This is a genomic window from Undibacterium sp. Di27W (assembly GCF_049340345.1).
Lineage (GTDB): Bacteria > Pseudomonadota > Gammaproteobacteria > Burkholderiales > Burkholderiaceae_D > Undibacterium.
This window is the reverse complement of record NZ_JBMPOS010000007.1, coordinates 125,898-144,174: the sequence shown is the minus strand read 5'-3', so window position 1 is coordinate 144,174 and position 18,277 is coordinate 125,898. Positions and strand designations below refer to the sequence as shown.

At 50.1% G+C, this 18,277-nt stretch carries 9 protein-coding genes; 1 reads left to right on the top strand and 8 read right to left on the bottom strand.

Annotation, left to right across the window (positions count from 1 at the left end; translation table 11 throughout):
* Window positions 1–14: 14 nt before the first annotated feature.
* The 8 genes from ACO0LF_RS15755 to ACO0LF_RS15720 form a co-directional block, all read right to left on the bottom strand.
* Window positions 15–3,362 (bottom strand): PAS domain S-box protein, encoded by a 3,348-nt coding sequence (locus ACO0LF_RS15755; RefSeq protein WP_423015550.1) that lies wholly within the window; start codon window positions 3,360–3,362, stop codon window positions 15–17.
* Window positions 3,363–3,367: 5 nt separating this feature from the next.
* Window positions 3,368–5,476 carry an EAL domain-containing protein gene (locus ACO0LF_RS15750; RefSeq protein WP_423015548.1) on the bottom strand — a complete coding sequence of 703 codons (2,109 nt, stop codon included), beginning with the start codon at window positions 5,474–5,476 and terminating at the stop codon, window positions 3,368–3,370.
* A gap of 260 nt (window positions 5,477–5,736) precedes the next feature.
* Window positions 5,737–8,835 (bottom strand): TonB-dependent receptor, encoded by a 3,099-nt coding sequence (locus tag ACO0LF_RS15745; protein WP_423015546.1) that lies wholly within the window; start codon window positions 8,833–8,835, stop codon window positions 5,737–5,739.
* 347 nt (window positions 8,836–9,182) lie between these two features.
* Window positions 9,183–9,968 (bottom strand): LytR/AlgR family response regulator transcription factor, encoded by a 786-nt coding sequence (locus tag ACO0LF_RS15740; protein ID WP_423015544.1) that lies wholly within the window; start codon window positions 9,966–9,968, stop codon window positions 9,183–9,185.
* Between the two features lie 51 nt (window positions 9,969–10,019).
* Window positions 10,020–11,207, bottom strand: coding sequence for a sensor histidine kinase (locus ACO0LF_RS15735; protein ID WP_423015542.1), 1,188 nt, complete (start codon window positions 11,205–11,207; stop codon window positions 10,020–10,022).
* Window positions 11,200–12,294, bottom strand: coding sequence for a sensor histidine kinase (locus ACO0LF_RS15730; RefSeq protein ID WP_423015540.1), 1,095 nt, complete (start codon window positions 12,292–12,294; stop codon window positions 11,200–11,202). The genes ACO0LF_RS15735 and ACO0LF_RS15730 overlap by 8 nt, the downstream gene beginning before the upstream one ends.
* Window positions 12,295–12,523: 229 nt before the next feature.
* Complete coding sequence (locus ACO0LF_RS15725; protein WP_423015538.1) at window positions 12,524–14,236, bottom strand: protein kinase domain-containing protein; 1,713 nt, start codon at window positions 14,234–14,236, stop codon at window positions 12,524–12,526.
* A gap of 10 nt (window positions 14,237–14,246) precedes the next feature.
* The gene (locus ACO0LF_RS15720) at window positions 14,247–15,461 is read right to left on the bottom strand and encodes a nitrate/nitrite transporter (protein ID WP_423015536.1); all 1,215 of its coding nucleotides are present in this window, start codon (window positions 15,459–15,461) and stop codon (window positions 14,247–14,249) included.
* 371 nt (window positions 15,462–15,832) lie between these two features.
* Here ACO0LF_RS15720 and nirB point away from each other — a divergent pair, with 371 nt between their 5' ends.
* Window positions 15,833–18,262, top strand: coding sequence for a nitrite reductase large subunit NirB (nirB, locus tag ACO0LF_RS15715; protein WP_423015534.1), 2,430 nt, complete (start codon window positions 15,833–15,835; stop codon window positions 18,260–18,262).
* Window positions 18,263–18,277: the final 15 nt, after the last annotated feature.

The following is an 18,277-nucleotide window of genomic DNA, read 5'->3' as shown; positions in this document are numbered from 1 at the left end:
TGCGGTGCTGGTATTCAGGGCGAAACTGGCAAATCAACATGAAACCTGGTTACTTGACCAGGAGTGGATTCAAAACCGATACTGCCGCCCATTCTTTCTACCAGTTCGCGTGTGATCGCCAGGCCCAGGCCAGTGCCGCCATTCTGGCGGGTGTCGGAAGAATCTGCCTGGGCAAATTTTTGGAAGATGCGCTCGCGGAATTCATGCGGGATGCCAACGCCGTGGTCGATGACATAGATGCGTATCTTTTTCCCTCTTCTCTCGGCTTCAATTTCCACCACATCGTTTTCCGGTGAATACTTGATGGCATTCGACAACAGATTGGACAAAATTTGCATGAAGCGCTGAGTATCGACAGAGAGACTGATTGCGGGGATGTTTTTTGATAAACGCAGGCTGACACCACGGATAGTACCAAAGGTTTGATTGGCTTCTACCGCTTGTTGCAGCAAGTCGCTGAGGTAGCTGGTTTCCAGACGAAATACCATCTTGCCCGCGGTGAGTTTTTCCATGTCCAGCAAGTCATTGATGAGGAAAGTCAGACGCTGGCAGTTTTTATTGGCGACGTCTATCATTTGTTTCATGCGCTCAGAGTAGCCGCCGAAGACGCCACCAGAAATCAAACCCAGGGCGCCGGAAATCGATGTCAGTGGCGTGCGCAATTCATGGCTGACCGTGGAAATGAATTCATTCTTGATTTTTTCCGTGCGCTTGCGTTCAGTAATATCACGCATGAGGGCAATGTACAAAGGCTTGCCCTGGCGCTTGACGGTGGAGACAGACAAATCCAGCGGGAATAGCTCTCCATCCTTGCGCCTTGCTTCTACTTCACGGCTGATACCTATGATGTCTTGTATCCCAGGGATGATATTGTCGGGTGCGGGGTCGCTGGTGTAGGGGATCAATTGCAAGATATTCTTGCCCAGTAATTCATCCGCAGAAAAATCAAAAATATCGATCGCTGCATTGTTGACGCTGAGGATATGGTTATCTTCGTCGAAGGTGATGATGCCATCAAGCACGTTGTCGAGTATGGTACTAGTGTGTGCAGCCTGGTCGCGCAGATTTTCTGCCGCGGCTCTTCTTTCGCTGATATCCTGGAAAGTGCCATAGACACGTACACAGACATTGTCTTCGAATTGAGGGAAGCCAATGACGTGTACCCAGCGTTCATTACCTTTTGCGCTAAGGATGCAGAATTCAGTATCAAAGGAGCTGCCTTCGCGCACTGCACTGATGAATAGTTCACGGATTCTTTGCTGGTTTTTCTCCCCTTTGTAAAAAGCCACGGCTTCGTCGACGCCACAACTGAAGTCGTCATCGACTTCATGTATTTCTTTGGTGACTTTACTCCATTGCAGTTTGCGGTTTTTTATTTCCAGACCCCAGGTGCCGATACGGGCAGCTGCATTCGATTTTTCCAGTAACTCATAAGTGTGTTCAAGTTCGGCTTCGGCTTCTTTTTGCCTGGTGATGTCGGCATGGCTACCCGACATGATGAGTGGTTCACCATTGGGGCCCCAACTGACGACGCAGCCGCGGTCATGTATCCAGATCCAGTGGCCATCCTTGTGGCGCATACGGCTCTTGAGGTCAAAGTATTCGATCTCGCCTCTGAAGTGCTGCTCTATCATGCCACTGGTGACGTGCAGATCTTCCGGGTGGCACAGTTTGAGCCAGGTGTCGACGGTGGTGGGTTGCAGCTCTGCCAGGGTGTAACCCAGCATTTCGGCCCAGCGCTCGTTATAGATAGTTTCACCTGTGAGGATATTACATTCCCAGGTGCCGATATTGGTGCCCTTGATGACATTGGCGAGTTGTCGTTCGGTTTCCCGCCTTTGTTTTTGCACGCGGGCAGCGCTGATCAACTGGCCCAGGGTGCTGAACAAGGGGCTTAAAAAATCACTGATTTGCTGATCATATCCATCTGCTCTGTTGGTCAGGCCAAGCAGGGCAATCAGTTCACCATCATATTGCACGGGTATGTACAGGAAGCTGCGCAAGGCAGGGAAATGAGGCGGGAAAACCTGATCCAGTGCAGTAGCCGGGAGATCATTGTCTATCACAGGCTGACCTGATTTGAGCGCCTCACCGTAGCGGGATTGCAGTTGCCGACAGGCGGCATCCTGCACCTCTGTCCCCAGGTTGAGGCTGCTGACGTGGTCTGTTGTGGTATTCCAGCCCAACACCATGCTTTTCAGGGAGAGGGTGCCAGGGCTTTTGTTCTTGACTTCACCTATGAATCCGTAGGCACTCTCCGTGAGCTTGAGGATCGCTGCCAGCAGGGATGCAAAACCTTTTTCCTGGCCAGTCTCGCGTATGAACAAGGCTTGGGCCATGGCAATGGCATCACTGAGGGCGCGCTGTCTTTGCAATTGCCGGTCCAGTTCCTGACGCTTCATGACGCCGCTGATCCAGTCGGCCAGCAAACACACGAAATCTGTTTCTACCTCGGAAAAAGGAAATACCCTGGATTCTGTATGCCAGATACATAGGGCGGTATCGTCTTTGGCATGGATATGCAGACGCAAGCCTATCAGGCTTTGCACATCCGGTTGCAGGTGATAGAAATGATGATATTCACTGTCGGCCAGATTGGCGGCATGTATCAAGCCCGTTATCAAGCCGGTTGCTGACTCTGGTAAGGGACAGAGTCTTGCCTGGCCTGCTTGCTCCAGCGCCCAATGCAAGCGATTGCCGGACTGATATAACAGCACTTGCTTGCCATTGTTTTGCATGCGACTGATCTGGCCACAGGCCATGCCCAGGTAATCACAGGCCATGGCCAGACTCTGTCGTAGTGCGGCATCCGGGTCTTGATAAGAGAGTGAAGTGATGGCGGTCAGGGCCAGCAGGGCATGATGCTGCCTTTGCTGCTCTTCGCGGGAAAACTCGCGCTCTACACAATCTGCCAGGTCGCGCAATGCGGCCAGATCGGCGGCAGTCAGTGTACGTGCTTGGGTATCAATGATGCACAAGGTACCCAGGCGCTGACCATTGCTTGCCCTGAGCGGAGCGCCAGCATAAAAGCGTATGTGAGGGGCACTGGCAACCAGAGGATTGTCTGCAAAACGGGCATCCAGACTGGCATCGGGGATATACAGGACATCCGGGCTGAGTATGGCATGGCCGCAAAATGAGATATCCCTGGCCGTTTCTATGGCATCCAGGCCTTGTCTGGATTTGAACCACTGGCGTTCACTGTCTATCAGGGAGATCAAGGCAACCGGCGTTTGAAACAAGTGGCGTGCCAGCCGTGTCAGGCGATCAAAACGTTCTTCTGCGGGCGTGTCCAGTATGGCGCAGGCAATCAGGGTTTGCAGGCGCAGGGCTTCATCTTCAGGAAATGCAGGTACTTGCATAAATGCTAGTCAGTCGACAGGCTGGCCAGCCATTTTTGCAAGCCTTCGCCATACAGTGGCTTGCTGGCGAAGTAGCCTTGCATGGAATCACAGCCAAGCAGGCGCAGGCTTTCGCGTTCGGCAGCGGTTTCTATGCCTTCGGCAATCACACTCAAGCCCAGGCCATGGCCCATTTCTATGATGGCTTTGACCAGACCCTGGGTGGCTGGCAGCTTGTCGATATCGGTGACAAAGCTGCGGTCTATCTTGAGCTCACTCACGGGCAGACGTTGCAGGTAGGACAGGGAAGAGTAGCCGGTGCCAAAGTCATCAATTGACAATTCCAGGCCGATAGCACGCAGGCGGTTCAGCAATTCTATGGTACTGCTGGGGTCTTCCATGATACCGCTTTCGGTAATCTCCAGTTTCAGCAGTTTTGGATTGAGTTCATATTGACGCAACAGCGCAGAAATCTGGTCTGGAAAACTGGCGTCACGCAAATCATGGGTACTGACATTGACGGCGATGGTCTGGTTTGGATATTTGCCTTGCCAGTTCTTGAGCGTGACGATGGCTTGCTCCAGCATCCACATGGTCAGCAGATTGATATAGCCTGTGCGCTCAGCAAAGGGTACGAAATCAGCTGGGGAAATAAAACCACGGGTAGGATGTTGCCAGCGTACCAGGGCTTCAAAGCCATAGGCTTTGCCGGTATCCAGACGAAGTTTGGGTTGCAGCCACATTTGCAGTTCAGCACCGCGAACAGCAGAGCGCAAGTCAGACAACAAGCTCAGATGTGTCAGCCGTGAGGCTTCTTGCGCATCGCTATACCAGGCCGAGGCACTGGCACTACGTTTGGCAGCATACAGGGCCACTTCGGCATTCCTGACCAGTGTCATTAAGGGCATGGGTGTGCCAGCGGTAATCGCAAAGCCATAGACCAGGCTGACATCGACAGAATGAAGACCGCATTTGACCGGGTTGGCCATGGCGGCATCGATGCGCTGATGCAAGTCTTCGATACTGGTTTTTGAACTATCGGTGCAGAGTATCGCGAAAGCGCCTCCTGCCAGCCTGGCCAGCCAGGGTTTGGCTGTGCTGGTGTCGTCGCTGATGACGGTTTTGAGGCGCAGGGCAATGTCGGAAATGACGGTGTCACCAGTATCAAAGCCCAGGGTTTCATTGATGACCTTCAGGCGTGCCAGGTCCATCAGGATAAAGCCCTGGTGTGGCAAATCCTTGCCTTCGTGGGTTTTCAGCAGCAGGGTGCGGTTAGGTAATCCTGTAAGGCTGTCGTAATAAGCCAGACGTTCTACTGCTTGTTCACGTATGCCTATGGCTTCGGCCATAGTATTCAAGGCTTCCCCCACTCTGGCGACTTCTTCTGTTTTGCTGGGGATAAAGCGGGTTTGATAGTCACCCCTGGCAATTTGCAGGGCGCTGGCTTCCAGTCTTGCCAGCGGCTTGACGACGCTGCGGGTAGTCAGCCAGGCCAGTACCGCCGCCATGATGACCCCAAATACAGACAGCATGGCAACCAGCATGCTGGTTTGCTCCAGTTCACGCTGTGCCTGGGCCTGATGGGTCAGTATCAACTCCTGTTCGCGCTTGAGAAAGCTTTTTGACTGATCCAGCAAGGCATCCAGTGCAGGTTTGACTTGTGTGATAAAGCTGGCCTTGGCGGCTTCCTGGCCCTCTTCTTCCAGTTGGTTGACCGTGTCCAGATAATGCTTGTTGTAAATCCGGCGCTTTTCCTGGAGGACTTTCAGGTTTTTTAATTGCTCATCATCACTCAGCGAGGCTTCCAGGGCCGTAATCAGGCGATCAATCTGGCGATTTTTTTCATCGACGATGGCGTATTCAGGCACTCTTTGTTCATAAGGTACAGTCAGGAATTGCAACAGTGCCCGGCCTACATTTTCTGTCGAGACGCTGAGTTCCTGTACATACAAGAGGCTTTGTACTTCTTTGCGGGCAAATTTCTCACTCAAACTCGTCATTTTGCGAATTTGTGAAATTGGCAACAATAAGACAATGCTGAATAAGACCAGCAGCAAGCCATAGCTGAGCGCCAGCCTTACACCTATGCGTCGCAAGCGCAGGGAATGGGTCAGGCGATCAAGACTATTCGGCATATTCAGGTCAGATCAAAGTTGGTGAAGAGGGAAAACTGAAGCAAGCGTTTGCAGTTCTTTGGTGTCGAAGATGCCATTTGAGCATGCTAGCTCTCATGTTAATGCACTATCAACAGCAAGAGCAATACCATTGTGGGGCCGACGGTAAACAAAAAAACGCCCGGCAAGCCGGGCGTATGAAGTTTGCAGCAGTTCCGTTTATGCAGAAACAGTCGTACTGCAAAGGCGCAAAGGAAAAATGACAGTTGAAAAATTGAATATCAGAATTTGTAGTTGTATTCCGCTCCCAGACGTACACTACGTGGTGCAGTCAGGCTTAATACGCCGCCATATAAGTTACGCAAGACATTGAAGTTGTTGTAGCGTTCTTCAATTTTCTGCACAGTTTGTGCATTGAATACGTTGAAGACGTCGAGTTTGAATATCAGGCCTGGGACTTGCCTGGGTTTGTACACAAGGTTCATATCCAGGTTTCTATCCCATTCAAGATTACCAGCCGTACCACGTGGTGACGGCACGTTTTTGCTCGCGGTCGTACCATAACAATAAAAAGAGGCAGAGTTATAGTTGATGCCATAATTCACGGCACGCGGGTCGGGATTAGGGAAGGTACCTTTGCAATTGGTCGGGCGACCTGCTGCAATCAATAAATTGCCACCTATGGTCAATTCTGGTGTCAGATCATAGTAACCAAACATTTTCAATTGATGAGTACGATCATTGGGCAGCCTGCCGCTGGCGTAGTACATCAATTCCTTATAGTCCCAGGTTTGTGTGGTTGCCACGTCACCTTGCCCGACACCAGTATCAGACAGCGTCTGGCCTTCGGTGTTGCCTTCGCTGCGTGACCAGGTATAGTTGACCTTGCCATACCAGCCATTGCGATAAGGGTGTTCTGCAAACAGATCAAGAGCCTTGTAGACACGCTTGACTTTTTCCATGCCTATATCTGCTGCAGTCAAGTGCACCGCTGAATAACCTTTGCCACCTTTGAAATCAATCAGGAAATCATTGTCTTCGCCAGGATTGAACGCAGCACCAGAAAATGACCAAGAGTCACCGATAGGTACATTATTGCGTTTGGCCCAATCTTCAAATACCCGTGGATCGCTGAAATCATCAATGGATGAGCGCAAAGTGCGGTAAGTGACTTTGCCACCAAAATTCAGGTTTGGCGAATAAGCTTTTTCAAAACCCAGGGTAAGCTCGTCCTGGAACATGGGTTTGAGGTTGGTCGCTGTGATGGATTTCGGGTCTTTGACCTGACCAAATTCACTATTGCCAGAAAGTGGATTCGTCAATTGCGTCAAACCGGTAGGCAAGCCATTAGCATCTGTGCCAGTATAAGCATAATACTGGTTGGTATTAAGAGACCCATTAGCTTGTCGCAAAGCAACAACTGATGGCATTTGCACTGCATACCTGCCTGCGCTACCAAATAGTTTCAGAGAAGAGTCACCATTGACATCCCAGGCAGCACTAAAGCGTGGTGCCAGCTGGTTTTTCATATCAACGAACTTGACCTTGTCCCGGTTGGCATTGGAAAACTGTTCATTACGCAGACCAAAACTCAGCAAGATATCCTTGGTGACCTGGAATTTATCCTCAATATACTGGGCGGATTGCTCTGTATAGGCATCGGAAACTGTAGTGTACAAGCCTTTTTGCACATAATAGCCCTGCGCTGCATAGCCGCCAAAAGGAGTCAGGGCTGGGACGGTACCGCCAGTGACTTCAGTAGGCAAATTGGGCGTTGTTGTACGCAGATAAGTCCAGGTGCCGCCACCGGGGCTATATTCACCTGCATTAATTGAATTCGCTGAATTATTATCAATACCAGCACGTATCAGATGTTTGCCGAGTTTGTATTCGACATCAAAACGTGCTGATTTGACTGAATCCGTAGCGTCTTTATTTTTCAAAAGACCAGTCAGGCTTTGCGGGGAATTATAATTCAAGCCTGGCACGCGGTTGTTGGTATCTGCGGTTACTGCAAGCAGAGTAGGGTCATAACCCACAGCCTCATAGATATGCTTGGCCTTGCTTTGACCATATAGAGCTGTAACAGTCAGGTTCTCGGTAATATTGCCAACATAGCGAAGGATTTGTACGTCGGCACCGTTATCGCCCACATTGGCATCAGAATTGAGTTCTATGTGCTCTATTAATTTTGGCACTGTGCCGCGTGTGCGTGTCGCATAGTCGTATGAATAATAGGTATTATCATGCTTGGTCTTATCCCCCAGGAGGGTCAATTCCAGACGATGATCATCATTGATATTCCAGTCCAGCTTGCCGTAGTAACGATTGATGGTGTTATTCTGGTCACGCCAACCACTCGAGGCCAGTGTGGCCTCAGTCCTGTCCCTATTGACTATGCCGTTATCAGATCGAGTTCCTTCTGCTGCAATGAACATGAACAGTTTGTCCTGTATGATAGGACCACCCAGATAGGCACCAAGCTGTTTTTCATTGTAAGTGTTTTCCGAGCGGTTCCGGCGTGTGAGACCATCAGTTGCTTTGGTGTTGCTGGCGCCGATGACAGGGAAATAGTAATCAAGTCTCGTGCCACGTAAAGAGTTTGGTGTGGTATATGCCGAGATACCTGTTTCCCAGTTATTGGTCCCGCCACGGGTCGTGATATTGACGATACCACCGACAGAGCGACCAAATTCTGCACCAAAACCACCGACTAGAACCTGTGCTTGCGAAATCGCGCCGAATGGCAGTTCAGATGCACCCAATTGTGTCAATGGATTGGTGACTACCATACCATTGATATAGTAGGCGTTTTCTGATGCTCCGCCGCCGGCAAATGCTGCTCCGCCAGCATAGGTTGGGTCACTGCGCGTAGTATTCGGTGCCAGTTGTATGATGGCATTGACATTTTTTGCAATAGGTAACTTGTCCAGTTCTTTTGCAGTAAAGGTTGCACCGTTCGTGGCATTGGAGACGTCTATGCGTTTGCGAGTAGCCGCCACTGTGACTGACTGCACGCCAGATGTTTCAGTACTGAATGCAGCTTCAACACCTTGTCCTGCAAGTACATCCAGTTCCAGTGTCGACAAGGTCGTGCTGTCCTTCATCAGACTGAGACGATAATGCCCTATGGGAAGTGCAGTTGCCTGGAATTTTCCTGTGGCATCTACAGTTGCAGTGCGTGTCAAATTGGTGTCTGTATTTTTCAGGATGACAGTGGTGGCAGAACCTGCATTGACTTTACCAAAAACTGTACCTGCAGCATTTGATTGTGCATGGACAGCAGGTGCAAATGTCATTGTCAATACGCCTGCGCCAAACGCCAGAGTCAGCGCATGGGCTACCAGTGTTTTTCTGAATACATGATTTCGTTTTTGCATGTAATTTCCTAAGGTTTTCATTGAAAGCGAAAGCGACTATCCCGATGTTGTTTGCTACTCACCCCGGCAATGTCATGTGTTTTTGAGGTGGTGAGACGCAAGCGCATGCCTTTTTTGGGATATCAAAAAACCAAACGGCAAGTCGGTGTGACAGAGACTTTGACATGAAAGAAATGCCTCAACTATCGACTAGGGACGAGTTGGAATTGTCAGGTGATGGGAAAATTGCCGCGTGATGAAACGGGGGAAGGCAGGGATGAAGTGAGCGAATGTGTTGTTTTTTTTGTGAGTGCCCAGGGATGAAAAAATGAGCTAAAAAATGATGGCAAGAGCGGAAAAATTTTGCTTTATATAGAAGTAAATAATTTCTTCAGATTCTTCAGGTAACTTTCACTGACTCTGACCTCATCACCATTGCTCAAATCTACTTGATGGCTACCATCAGTATTTATTTTCAAATTAAGGATTGCTTCACAGCGAACGATGGCCGTCCTGTGTACGCGTATGAATTGATGCTCTGGTAGACGTGTTTCCATTGCCGTGATAGTGGCGCGATGCAAAACGATGCGCTTGCTCAAATGGATTTCTACATAGTTGGCGGCAGTGCTAAGCCAGATCACATCATCAATATTGATACGTTCTGTGCTACCTATGGATTTGATGATAAGTTGCTGTAATTCCGGGCTGCGTTTGCCTTCATCAAACGCAGCCCTGTCTTGCAAATAATCTTGTATCGCAGTTGAATTCAAGGCTTTTTGTTTCAGATTCAATTGCTGCAAAGCCCTTCGCAGCATCAGATTAAATCTCTCATCATCGTAAGGTTTGAGCAGATAATCGAGTGCGAATACATCGAAGGCGCTGACGGCATGCTGGTCGTAAGCCGTGATGAAAACAATCAATGGAGTATCGGGCAGGCTGCAGAGTTCGCGAGCAAATTCCAGTCCATTTTGCTCCGGCATTTCTATATCGAGCAGGATCAGGTCGACATGGGTTTTTTGCATGAATTCTTTAGCCAGCGCCGTCGAATGGCAGCTGCCCACCAGTTGCCAGTCGGGATTGTCTGACAGGATATATTGCATATTGATCAGCGCTGGCAATTCATCATCTACCAGCAAGACTTTTTTGAGACTCATATTTTCTTCAGATAGTCAGAGAATTTGTATGGAGATTGTGGCAAGAGTATTTTATGCAGTCTGCAGAAATCCCAAGGGAAATTCCAGTGTTGCCGTATAACGATCTGTGCTGGCTTCGGTTGTGAGGCTTGCGCGCTGTCCGTACAGGATGGCAAGCCTGTCCCTGCTGGCAGATAAGCCCAGGCCATGGCCCTTTTTACTACAGCCTTGTTTGAACACCGGGCTGGTGATGCGAAATTCCAGCATATCGCCTTTTTGTCGTAAGTTAATTTGTATATGGCAAATTTCGTGATTTTGCTCTACACCGTGATGAATGGCATTCTCTACCAGTGGTTGAAAGAGCAGGGGTGGGCATGACAGTTTTTCCCATGGCACGTTTGCCAGATGCCAGTTGATACTGGTGCGTTCGCCATAGCGCAGCATTTGCATGTCCAGATAGGCCTTGGTGAAGTTGATCTCGTCTGCAACACTTAACCACTCATGTTTGCTGGAATGAACCACATAGCGTAGCAATGCACTGAGTTTTTCCAGTGCGGAGGAAGCGAGTTCGCGGTCGGCTGTTCTGACTAACGCACTGATACTATTGAGTGCGTTAAACAGAAAATGTGGTTTTAACTGACCCTGCAGAAGGCGCAGGCGCAAGGCCAGGCTCTCATTGTTTTGCTGAGTAAAAGCCAGACTCTGTATCTGTCCCTTGTGCCAGAATGCATAAGCCGCTTGCATCAGGTAAGCAAACAACAGTAGTCCAGCATCTACGCAATAAATGATAGCCGAATGCTTGTTGAGCATAGCTGGCAAAGTAGTCAGGTCACGATGGTTGATCAGCGCATTCATGAGCAGTGAGATCATGGTCAGGATTGGCACACCAAGCAATACCGTCAGCCCACTTGTAAACAGCATATTTTTCAGCTTGAGCAGGTGATCAGCTTTCTTTGAGAAAACACGAGCAAAACCGCAACTCAGTGCAAGCAGCACGACATAACCAGGCAGTATCGAGGCAAGGTCACGAAAGATATTGACATTAGTGTGATGGCGTAAGGCGTCCTTGTAAAAAGCCAGGCTATGTAAGCTGGCAATCAAAAACCAGATTAATAGCGTAAATATTAAATTCAGGTAATCAGCCTTGTCGTTTGTCTCATTGATACAAGGGGCATCGAATTCATTTAGTAAGAGCTTCTGGGGCGCGGCTCTAAGCGGTGAGTGTTGGCCCGTAATGATTTGCATGGTTTGATTATCCATCTTGTAACTCTCCCGATGGGATACACATGGCAATGCTTATTTGTTGATAGTCCTGCGTTAACTCCAGACTGGCCACTCCGGCATAGAGTATGTCCAGCCTTTCTTTTACGGCGACAATTTTTATCATCTCTGTTTCTATGCTGGCGTTCTCCACTTTGAGTAGAACGCAGAACCGGAGTATGTCATTGCTTAGCACCAGGCTTACTTGCAAGAGATGTTTTTCTTGTTTTAAAATAAGTGACCACTGCAATGCTTGCTCCAGGAATGCATGTAATAACAAGGCAGGGCATGTAAGGGCAGACCAGTCATTGTCGGACAAAATCCATTGAACCTGCAACTGCTCTCCATAGCGCAATTCTTGCAGACTGAGATAAGCTTTGGCAAAACCTATTTCGTCAGCCATAGTAGGCTTTTCATTTCCTGTAGAACGTAGAACATAGCGCAGTAAATCACTCAGGCGAGCCAGTGCCGTGGTGGCTAGACTACGATCCGCGACACGGATAAGATTACCTATGCCATCCAGAGAGCTGAGCAAGAAATAAGGCTCAAGTTGACATTGCATCAAAGACAGGCGCAGTAGCAGGTTCTTTTTTTGTAAAGCCTGGGTGAGCTTTGCCTGCGCGTGATTGCGTTTCCATAGTGTTGCCGCGACTTCCATGAAATAAGCAATACTGGTTTGAAAACCTAATACCCACCAACCCATGGCAGACATACCAGTCAGCAATATTCCAAGGGAGGGGGGAGTTTTCTTTAAGACAAAATAATACTCTGCTGCTATCTGATAACTAACTATCACAGGAAGAAATAAGACGAGCACCAGGACATATAGCAGCGATAGGTGTTTGGCATTCAAATAATGGGCTGGCAAACGTTTAAACGTTATTGCCAGAATAAAACTTAAAGGAATGTAAGGAAAGAAATAGATAGTCGTCATCCACAGCGCTTCAAAAAACGACGTGGGCATAATCTTGGAAAAGTCCGTATATTGGGCCAGGCTGAAGAATAATATGACGAGAAACCATGTCATCAGGATGGAGAGGAAACACTTCACACTGGGAAGATTTCTCATTCTGTTTACAGACATCATGAAGTGAGCCGAAAATAATGCGTAGTCATCCGTGACATTTATCTGAAACTCATTGCTTGAATAGGATGATATGGGTGGCAAATGCCTATTTTAGCTTGTGGCCAGGCAATAAGAGTAAGACCGGTGCTTTTGCGCAATCCTGACTATGTCATGGGATTGCATGAAATCCCAGCGTACTGGGATCAATCAGGGGCAGATGGGGATGAATTCATGCTTGCGGCAGTAAAAATTAACGTGCAATCAATAGATATAACATGAGCACATTGGCAACCAGGGACAATACTGCCAGCATGCGCCAGGTGGCCAGCGGGTCGCGTTGTGCCAGGGGTTTGGCTTGTGGGGAGGGCAGGGGATGGGCGGCACCGCGTTCCAGTGCCAGTAAAAATTCTTCAGCGGTTTCAAAACGTTCAGCATCGTCGCGTGCCACGGCTTTGAGCAAGACATTTTCCAGCCAGTGTGGCAAGTCGGGGCGGTAACGTCCCGGCGACGCAGGCTCAGCAAACCTGGGGCGCTGAAAAGGCTCGACTTCGCCGTACGGATAGTGACGCGTCAGCAAATAGTAAAGTGTGACGCCAGTGGCATACAGATCAGTGGCGCGGGATGGAGCTGCGCCCTGAAATTGCTCAGGCGCCAGAAATGAGGGTGTACCCGCCATGCTGTGGCTGGCATTGCCCTGGCCATCCTGGCTGTCAAAGCCGGATTGCGCGACACCAAGGTCAAGAATGCGGATTTCATCATCGTCCCCCAGATGGACATTGGCGGGCTTGATATCCCTGTGCAGGATGCTGCGCCTGTGCAGCGCACCGATGGCGCGTACCAGCTTGCCACCATAAGCGACTGCTTCTGGTATGGTGAAATGTTGCCCGGCTTCCAGCCTTTGTTGCAGGGATGCACCCGCATGCCAGGTTGAGAGATAGTACAGGTAGTTTCTTTGATCGGGCGTGATTACCTGGGGAAAGAAGCGCGCTACCACGCGCTTGGCCAGCCATGCTTCATGCGCAAAGGCTGAGCGCTCCGGTGCATCATTGGCCTTGTCGGGATGCAGGGTTTTTAACACCAGTTGCTGGTGATGAGTGGTATCGCTAACGCGATACAGTATCGTCGTCAGCGAGGTATGCATGACTTCTTCTATCGCATAGCCATCAAGGGTCTGGCCGGGCTTCATGCGTGGTGGTACAGGCTGGGCGTGCAGCTCGCTGATGGCATCGCGCAATTCGCCTTCTGGCAAGCTGTCTATGCGTGCTATCACGGCACTGCAGTTGTCTTGCGACCCCGCTTTCAGTGCGGCTGCACATAGCGCTTCGCAGGACGCCTCACTGCTCAGCTTGCCTGCGCTGACCTGCTTCAAAAAATCTGTCAGATCATATTCGGTGAGGCTGGCCCAGATGCCATCACAAGCCAGTAAAAAGACATCATTGACACGCAGCTCACCCATACCATGATCGATGACGAGGTGATTGTCCAGGCCTATGGCGCGGGTCAGCACATGTTGCATCTCTGGTCTGTCCCAGACATGGTCCTGGGTCAGTTTTTGCAACGCACCGTCACGCAACAGGTAGCAGCGGGTATCGCCCACATGGGCGCTGTAATACATGCGTCCGCGCAAGACCAGTGAGGTCATGGTGGTGGCCATGCCTGCCAGTTCGCGGCGTACCGATCCCTGTTGCTGCACCCAGCTATTCATGGCGACCAGCACCTTGTCGAGTGCAGTCGTTACTTCCCAGGTGTCAGGCGTGGCATAGTAATCGGTCAGCAGGCCACGTACTACATATTCAGCCGCTTCACGCCCGCCTTCATTGCCAGAGACGCCGTCAGCCACGGCCAACACCATGCCCTTGCAGGATAGCTCGGGTTCGCCTGGCGTGACCATGCCGACAAAGTCTTCATTACGTGGGCGTAAACCGGCTACGCTGTGATGTCCTGTGCTGACTGTCAATGGCATATGCGATGGATTAAATTTTTGCTGTAGTCATGGCGGCAGAGCCCCAGGTCGTGCGCCAGCGTTTCTTGACCAATGATAAACCCAGCAAGGCGATGATGGCGAGGCTGGCGAAAATCGACAAGCCTATTTGATAACTGCCGGTGAGCTGGCGTGAATAACCCATGCTGGCAGCCAGATAAAAACCGCCTATGCCGCCAGCCATGCCTACCAGGCCAGTCATGACACCCATCTCCTTACGGAAACGCTGCGGCACCAGTTGGAATACCGCACCATTGCCCGTACCCAGAGCCAGCATGGCAACCACAAAGACACATACAGCGGTGCTTGCTGATTGCAAACCTGTAGCTGCAATGAACAGGAAGGCAGAAGCGATGGTGTACATGACAGACAGGGTTTTGATCCCACCTATGCGGTCAGCAATACGACCACCCATAGGACGCACCAGCGACCCGGCAAAAACGCAGGCGGCAGTGAAATAACCTGCCGTGACGGGCGTTAAACCATACTGGGTATTGAAATAAATGGTCAGGGAAGAGGCCAGGCCAGAGAAACCTCCAAAAGTGACACTGTAAAAGAACATGAACCACCAGGCGTCCTTGTCTTTCAGCACAGCCAGGTATTCAGTCAATGATTTGCTTGGTGTATCACCCGGTGCATCCTTGGCGAAAATCAGGTAAACCGCCAAGGCAATCAATAATGGTATCAGCGCCAGGCCAAACACGTTTTGCCAGCCAAAGGCAATTGCCAGCGCTGGCGCAAACAGGGCCGCAAAGGCGGTGCCGGAATTGCCTGCACCCGCAATCCCTAAAGCAGTGCCCTGATGCTCAGGCGGATACCAGCGCGATGCCAGCGGCAATGCCACGGCAAAGGCAGAACCTGCGACACCCAGGATCACGCCGAGGAACAGCAGTTGTTCATAAGTGTGCAAATTACCCAGCCATGCCCAGCACAAGCCTATCAGCACGACGATCTGGCCTATCAATCCTGCTTTCTTGGGTTTTAAATGATCGACCAGCACGCCCATGACGATGCGTAGCAAGGCACCAGCCAATAAGGGGGTGGCGACGACCAGGCCTTTTTGTGCTGCAGTCAGGCCTAGGTCCTTGGAAATCTGGATGGCGAGTGGCCCCAGCAATACCCAGACCATGAAACTCAGGTCGAAATAAAAGAAGGATGCCAATAAGGTGGGCGTGTGCCCGGCTTTCCAGAAGGAAGTTTTTTGCATGATCGCTCCAATAGTGAACATGCATGCCACTTGCAAGGGACGTGCCATCAAAATGTGCAGGTGATTCGCATATTTCTTGATTGAAAACAAAACTTTCTGCGCAAAAACTGTGCGCACCCTGAATTAAATGGTGCAATGCACCAGAATGACTGTTTTTTTTATGAGTGCCATGAGGATTTTGGGCGCATGCTTCAATAAGTGGCATTGCTCTTGCTGCCAGCAGAGGAATCCTCCGTTTTTCTTGGTGAAAACCATATTAATGTGCAGTCAAATTGGTGCGGGCTTATAAAAACAGGCTGGTCTTCTCTCTGGGGGTAATGAACTGGCATTGCTCTTGCTTAGTGTGTGAGGAGACAAGCAAAGGAGCAGCCATGAAGAAACTTAAGCTAGTGATGGTAGGGAATGGTATGGCAGGTGTGCGTACCCTGGAAGAATTAATCAAGATCGCCCCCGACCTGTATGACATTACCGTATTTGGTGCAGAACCTTATGCCAATTACAACCGCATCCTGCTATCACCCGTACTGGCTGGCGAGCAAACCATCAAGGACATCATGCTCAATGATGTGGATTGGTATGAAGAAAATAATATTACCCTGCATCTCGGAAAAAAAATAACCAAAATAGATCGCCACAAGCGCGTCGTGATTGCCGAAGATGGCACGCAAACTGAATATGACCGTCTATTGCTGGCGACGGGTTCTACGCCCTTCATGCTGCCTGTACCGGGCAAAGATCTGAAAGGCGTAATAGCCTATCGCGATATCTACGACACCAATACAATGATAGAGGCGGCAGAAAAGCATACTCACGCTGTCGTCATTGGCGGTGGCCTGCTGGGTCTGGAAGCGGCAAATGGCTTGAAAATGCGTGGCATGAGTGTCTCTGTGGTGCATTTGCCAGGCTGGTTGATGGAGCGTCAGCTTGATCCCGTTGCTGGCAAGATGTTGCAAAAATCCCTAGAAGACCGCGGCCTGAACTTCCTGCTGGAAAAGAATACCGAAGCCATCATTGGTGATGATGCTGGTCATGTGAAAGCCATACGCTTTACCGATGGCCTGGAAATCCCTGCGCAACTGATCGTCATGGCAGTTGGCATACGCCCTAATACTGCGCTGGCAGAATCTGCTGGTCTGTACTGCAATCGCGGCATCATCGTCAATGACACCATGCAGACTTATGACCCACGTATTTATTCCGTTGGCGAATGCGTCAATCATCGTGGCACTGTATATGGCCTGGTCGCACCTCTGTTTGAAATGGCCAAGGTCTGTGCCAATCATCTAGCGAATTTTGGCATAGGTCGTTACCAGGGTTCAGTCACCTCCACCAAACTGAAAGTGACGGGCATAGATCTGTTTTCTGCAGGTGAATTCATGGGGGGTAAGGATACTGAAGAAATCATTTTGTCCGACCCCATAGGTGGTGTTTACAAGAAGCTCGTGGTGAAGGATGACAAGCTGATTGGTGCTTGCCTTTATGGCGATACTGTCGATGGCAGCTGGTATTTCAAACTGCTGCGTGAAGGTAAGAATATTGCCGAGATTCGTGACTCATTGATGTTTGGGGAATCGAATACTGGCGATGTTGGTCATGAAGGACACACCAAGGCTGCTGCCATGCCGGATGAGGCCGAGGTCTGCGGCTGTAACGGTGTCTGCAAGGGCACCATCGTCAAGGCCATCAAGGAAAAAGGCTTGTTCACACTCGACGATGTGCGCAAGCATACCAAGGCATCGGCATCTTGCGGCTCCTGTACCGGGCTGGTAGAACAGATCATCATGTTCACGGCGGGTGGTGATTATTCGACTGCGTCTAAAGTCAAACCCATGTGCGCTTGTACTGATCACAGTCATCAGCAAGTGCGTGATGCGATCAAGGTCAACAAATTGCTGACAGTAGCTGGCGTGCAGGAATTCATGGAATGGCGTACGCCTAATGGTTGCTCCAGTTGCCGGCCAGCCATCAACTATTACCTGATTTCTACCTGGCCGCGTGAAGCCAGGGATGATCCGCAATCGCGTTTCATCAACGAGCGTTCACACGCAAATATCCAGAAGGATGGTACTTACTCCGTCATACCGCGTATGTGGGGCGGTGAAACCAATGCCAGCGAATTGCGCAGGATTGCTGACGTTGTCGATAAGTTCAAGATACCGACAGTTAAGGTTACCGGCGGTCAGCGCATCGATTTGCTGGGTGTGAAGAAAGAAGACTTGCGCGCCGTCTGGCAAGACCTGGGTATGCCATCTGGCCTTGCCTACGCCAAGGGTTTGCGTACCGTGAAAACTTGCGTGGGCAGTGAATGGTGCCGTTTCGGTACGCAAAATTCCACTCTCATGGGACAACAACTGGAACGTGAACTGGCACGCATGTATGCGCCACACAAGGTCAAGCTGGCGGTATCTGGTTGCCCACGTAATTGTGCCGAGGCCGGTATCAAGGACGTTGGTGTCATCGGTGTTGATTCAGGTTGGGAAATTTATGTCGGTGGCAATGGCGGTATCAAAACCGAAGTCGCGCAATTCCTCGTCAAACTCAAAACCCATGAAGAAGTCATGGAATATACCGGCGCCTTCTTGCAGTTATATCGGGAGGAAGGCTGGTATCTGGAACGTACCGTCCATTACCTGGCCCGCGTTGGCCTCGACTATGTAAAGAAAATTATTCTGGAAGACCATGGCCGTCGCAAAGACCTGTATCAACATCTGCTGTTTGCACTGGAAGGTGAATCTGATCCATGGCATGAACCAGAAAAAGCCCAGGTCGATACACGACAGTTTGAGCGCTTGCCAGCCTAATTGAAAGGAAAAAAC

Excerpts from the sequence above, each read along its gene's own strand:
- ACO0LF_RS15745 (WP_423015546.1), bottom strand. The coding sequence starts at position 8,835 with ATGCAAAAACGAAATCATGTATTCAGAAAAACACTGGTAGCCCATGCG.
- ACO0LF_RS15740 (WP_423015544.1), bottom strand. The coding sequence starts at position 9,968 with ATGAGTCTCAAAAAAGTCTTGCTGGTAGATGATGAATTGCCAGCGCTG.
- ACO0LF_RS15720 (WP_423015536.1), bottom strand. The coding sequence starts at position 15,461 with ATGCAAAAAACTTCCTTCTGGAAAGCCGGGCACACGCCCACCTTATTG.
- nirB (WP_423015534.1), top strand. The coding sequence starts at position 15,833 with ATGAAGAAACTTAAGCTAGTGATGGTAGGGAATGGTATGGCAGGTGTG.
- ACO0LF_RS15730 (WP_423015540.1), bottom strand. The coding sequence starts at position 12,294 with ATGATGTCTGTAAACAGAATGAGAAATCTTCCCAGTGTGAAGTGTTTC.
- ACO0LF_RS15750 (WP_423015548.1), bottom strand. The coding sequence starts at position 5,476 with ATGCCGAATAGTCTTGATCGCCTGACCCATTCCCTGCGCTTGCGACGC.
- ACO0LF_RS15755 (WP_423015550.1), bottom strand. The coding sequence starts at position 3,362 with ATGCAAGTACCTGCATTTCCTGAAGATGAAGCCCTGCGCCTGCAAACC.
- ACO0LF_RS15735 (WP_423015542.1), bottom strand. The coding sequence starts at position 11,207 with ATGGATAATCAAACCATGCAAATCATTACGGGCCAACACTCACCGCTT.
- ACO0LF_RS15725 (WP_423015538.1), bottom strand. The coding sequence starts at position 14,236 with ATGCCATTGACAGTCAGCACAGGACATCACAGCGTAGCCGGTTTACGC.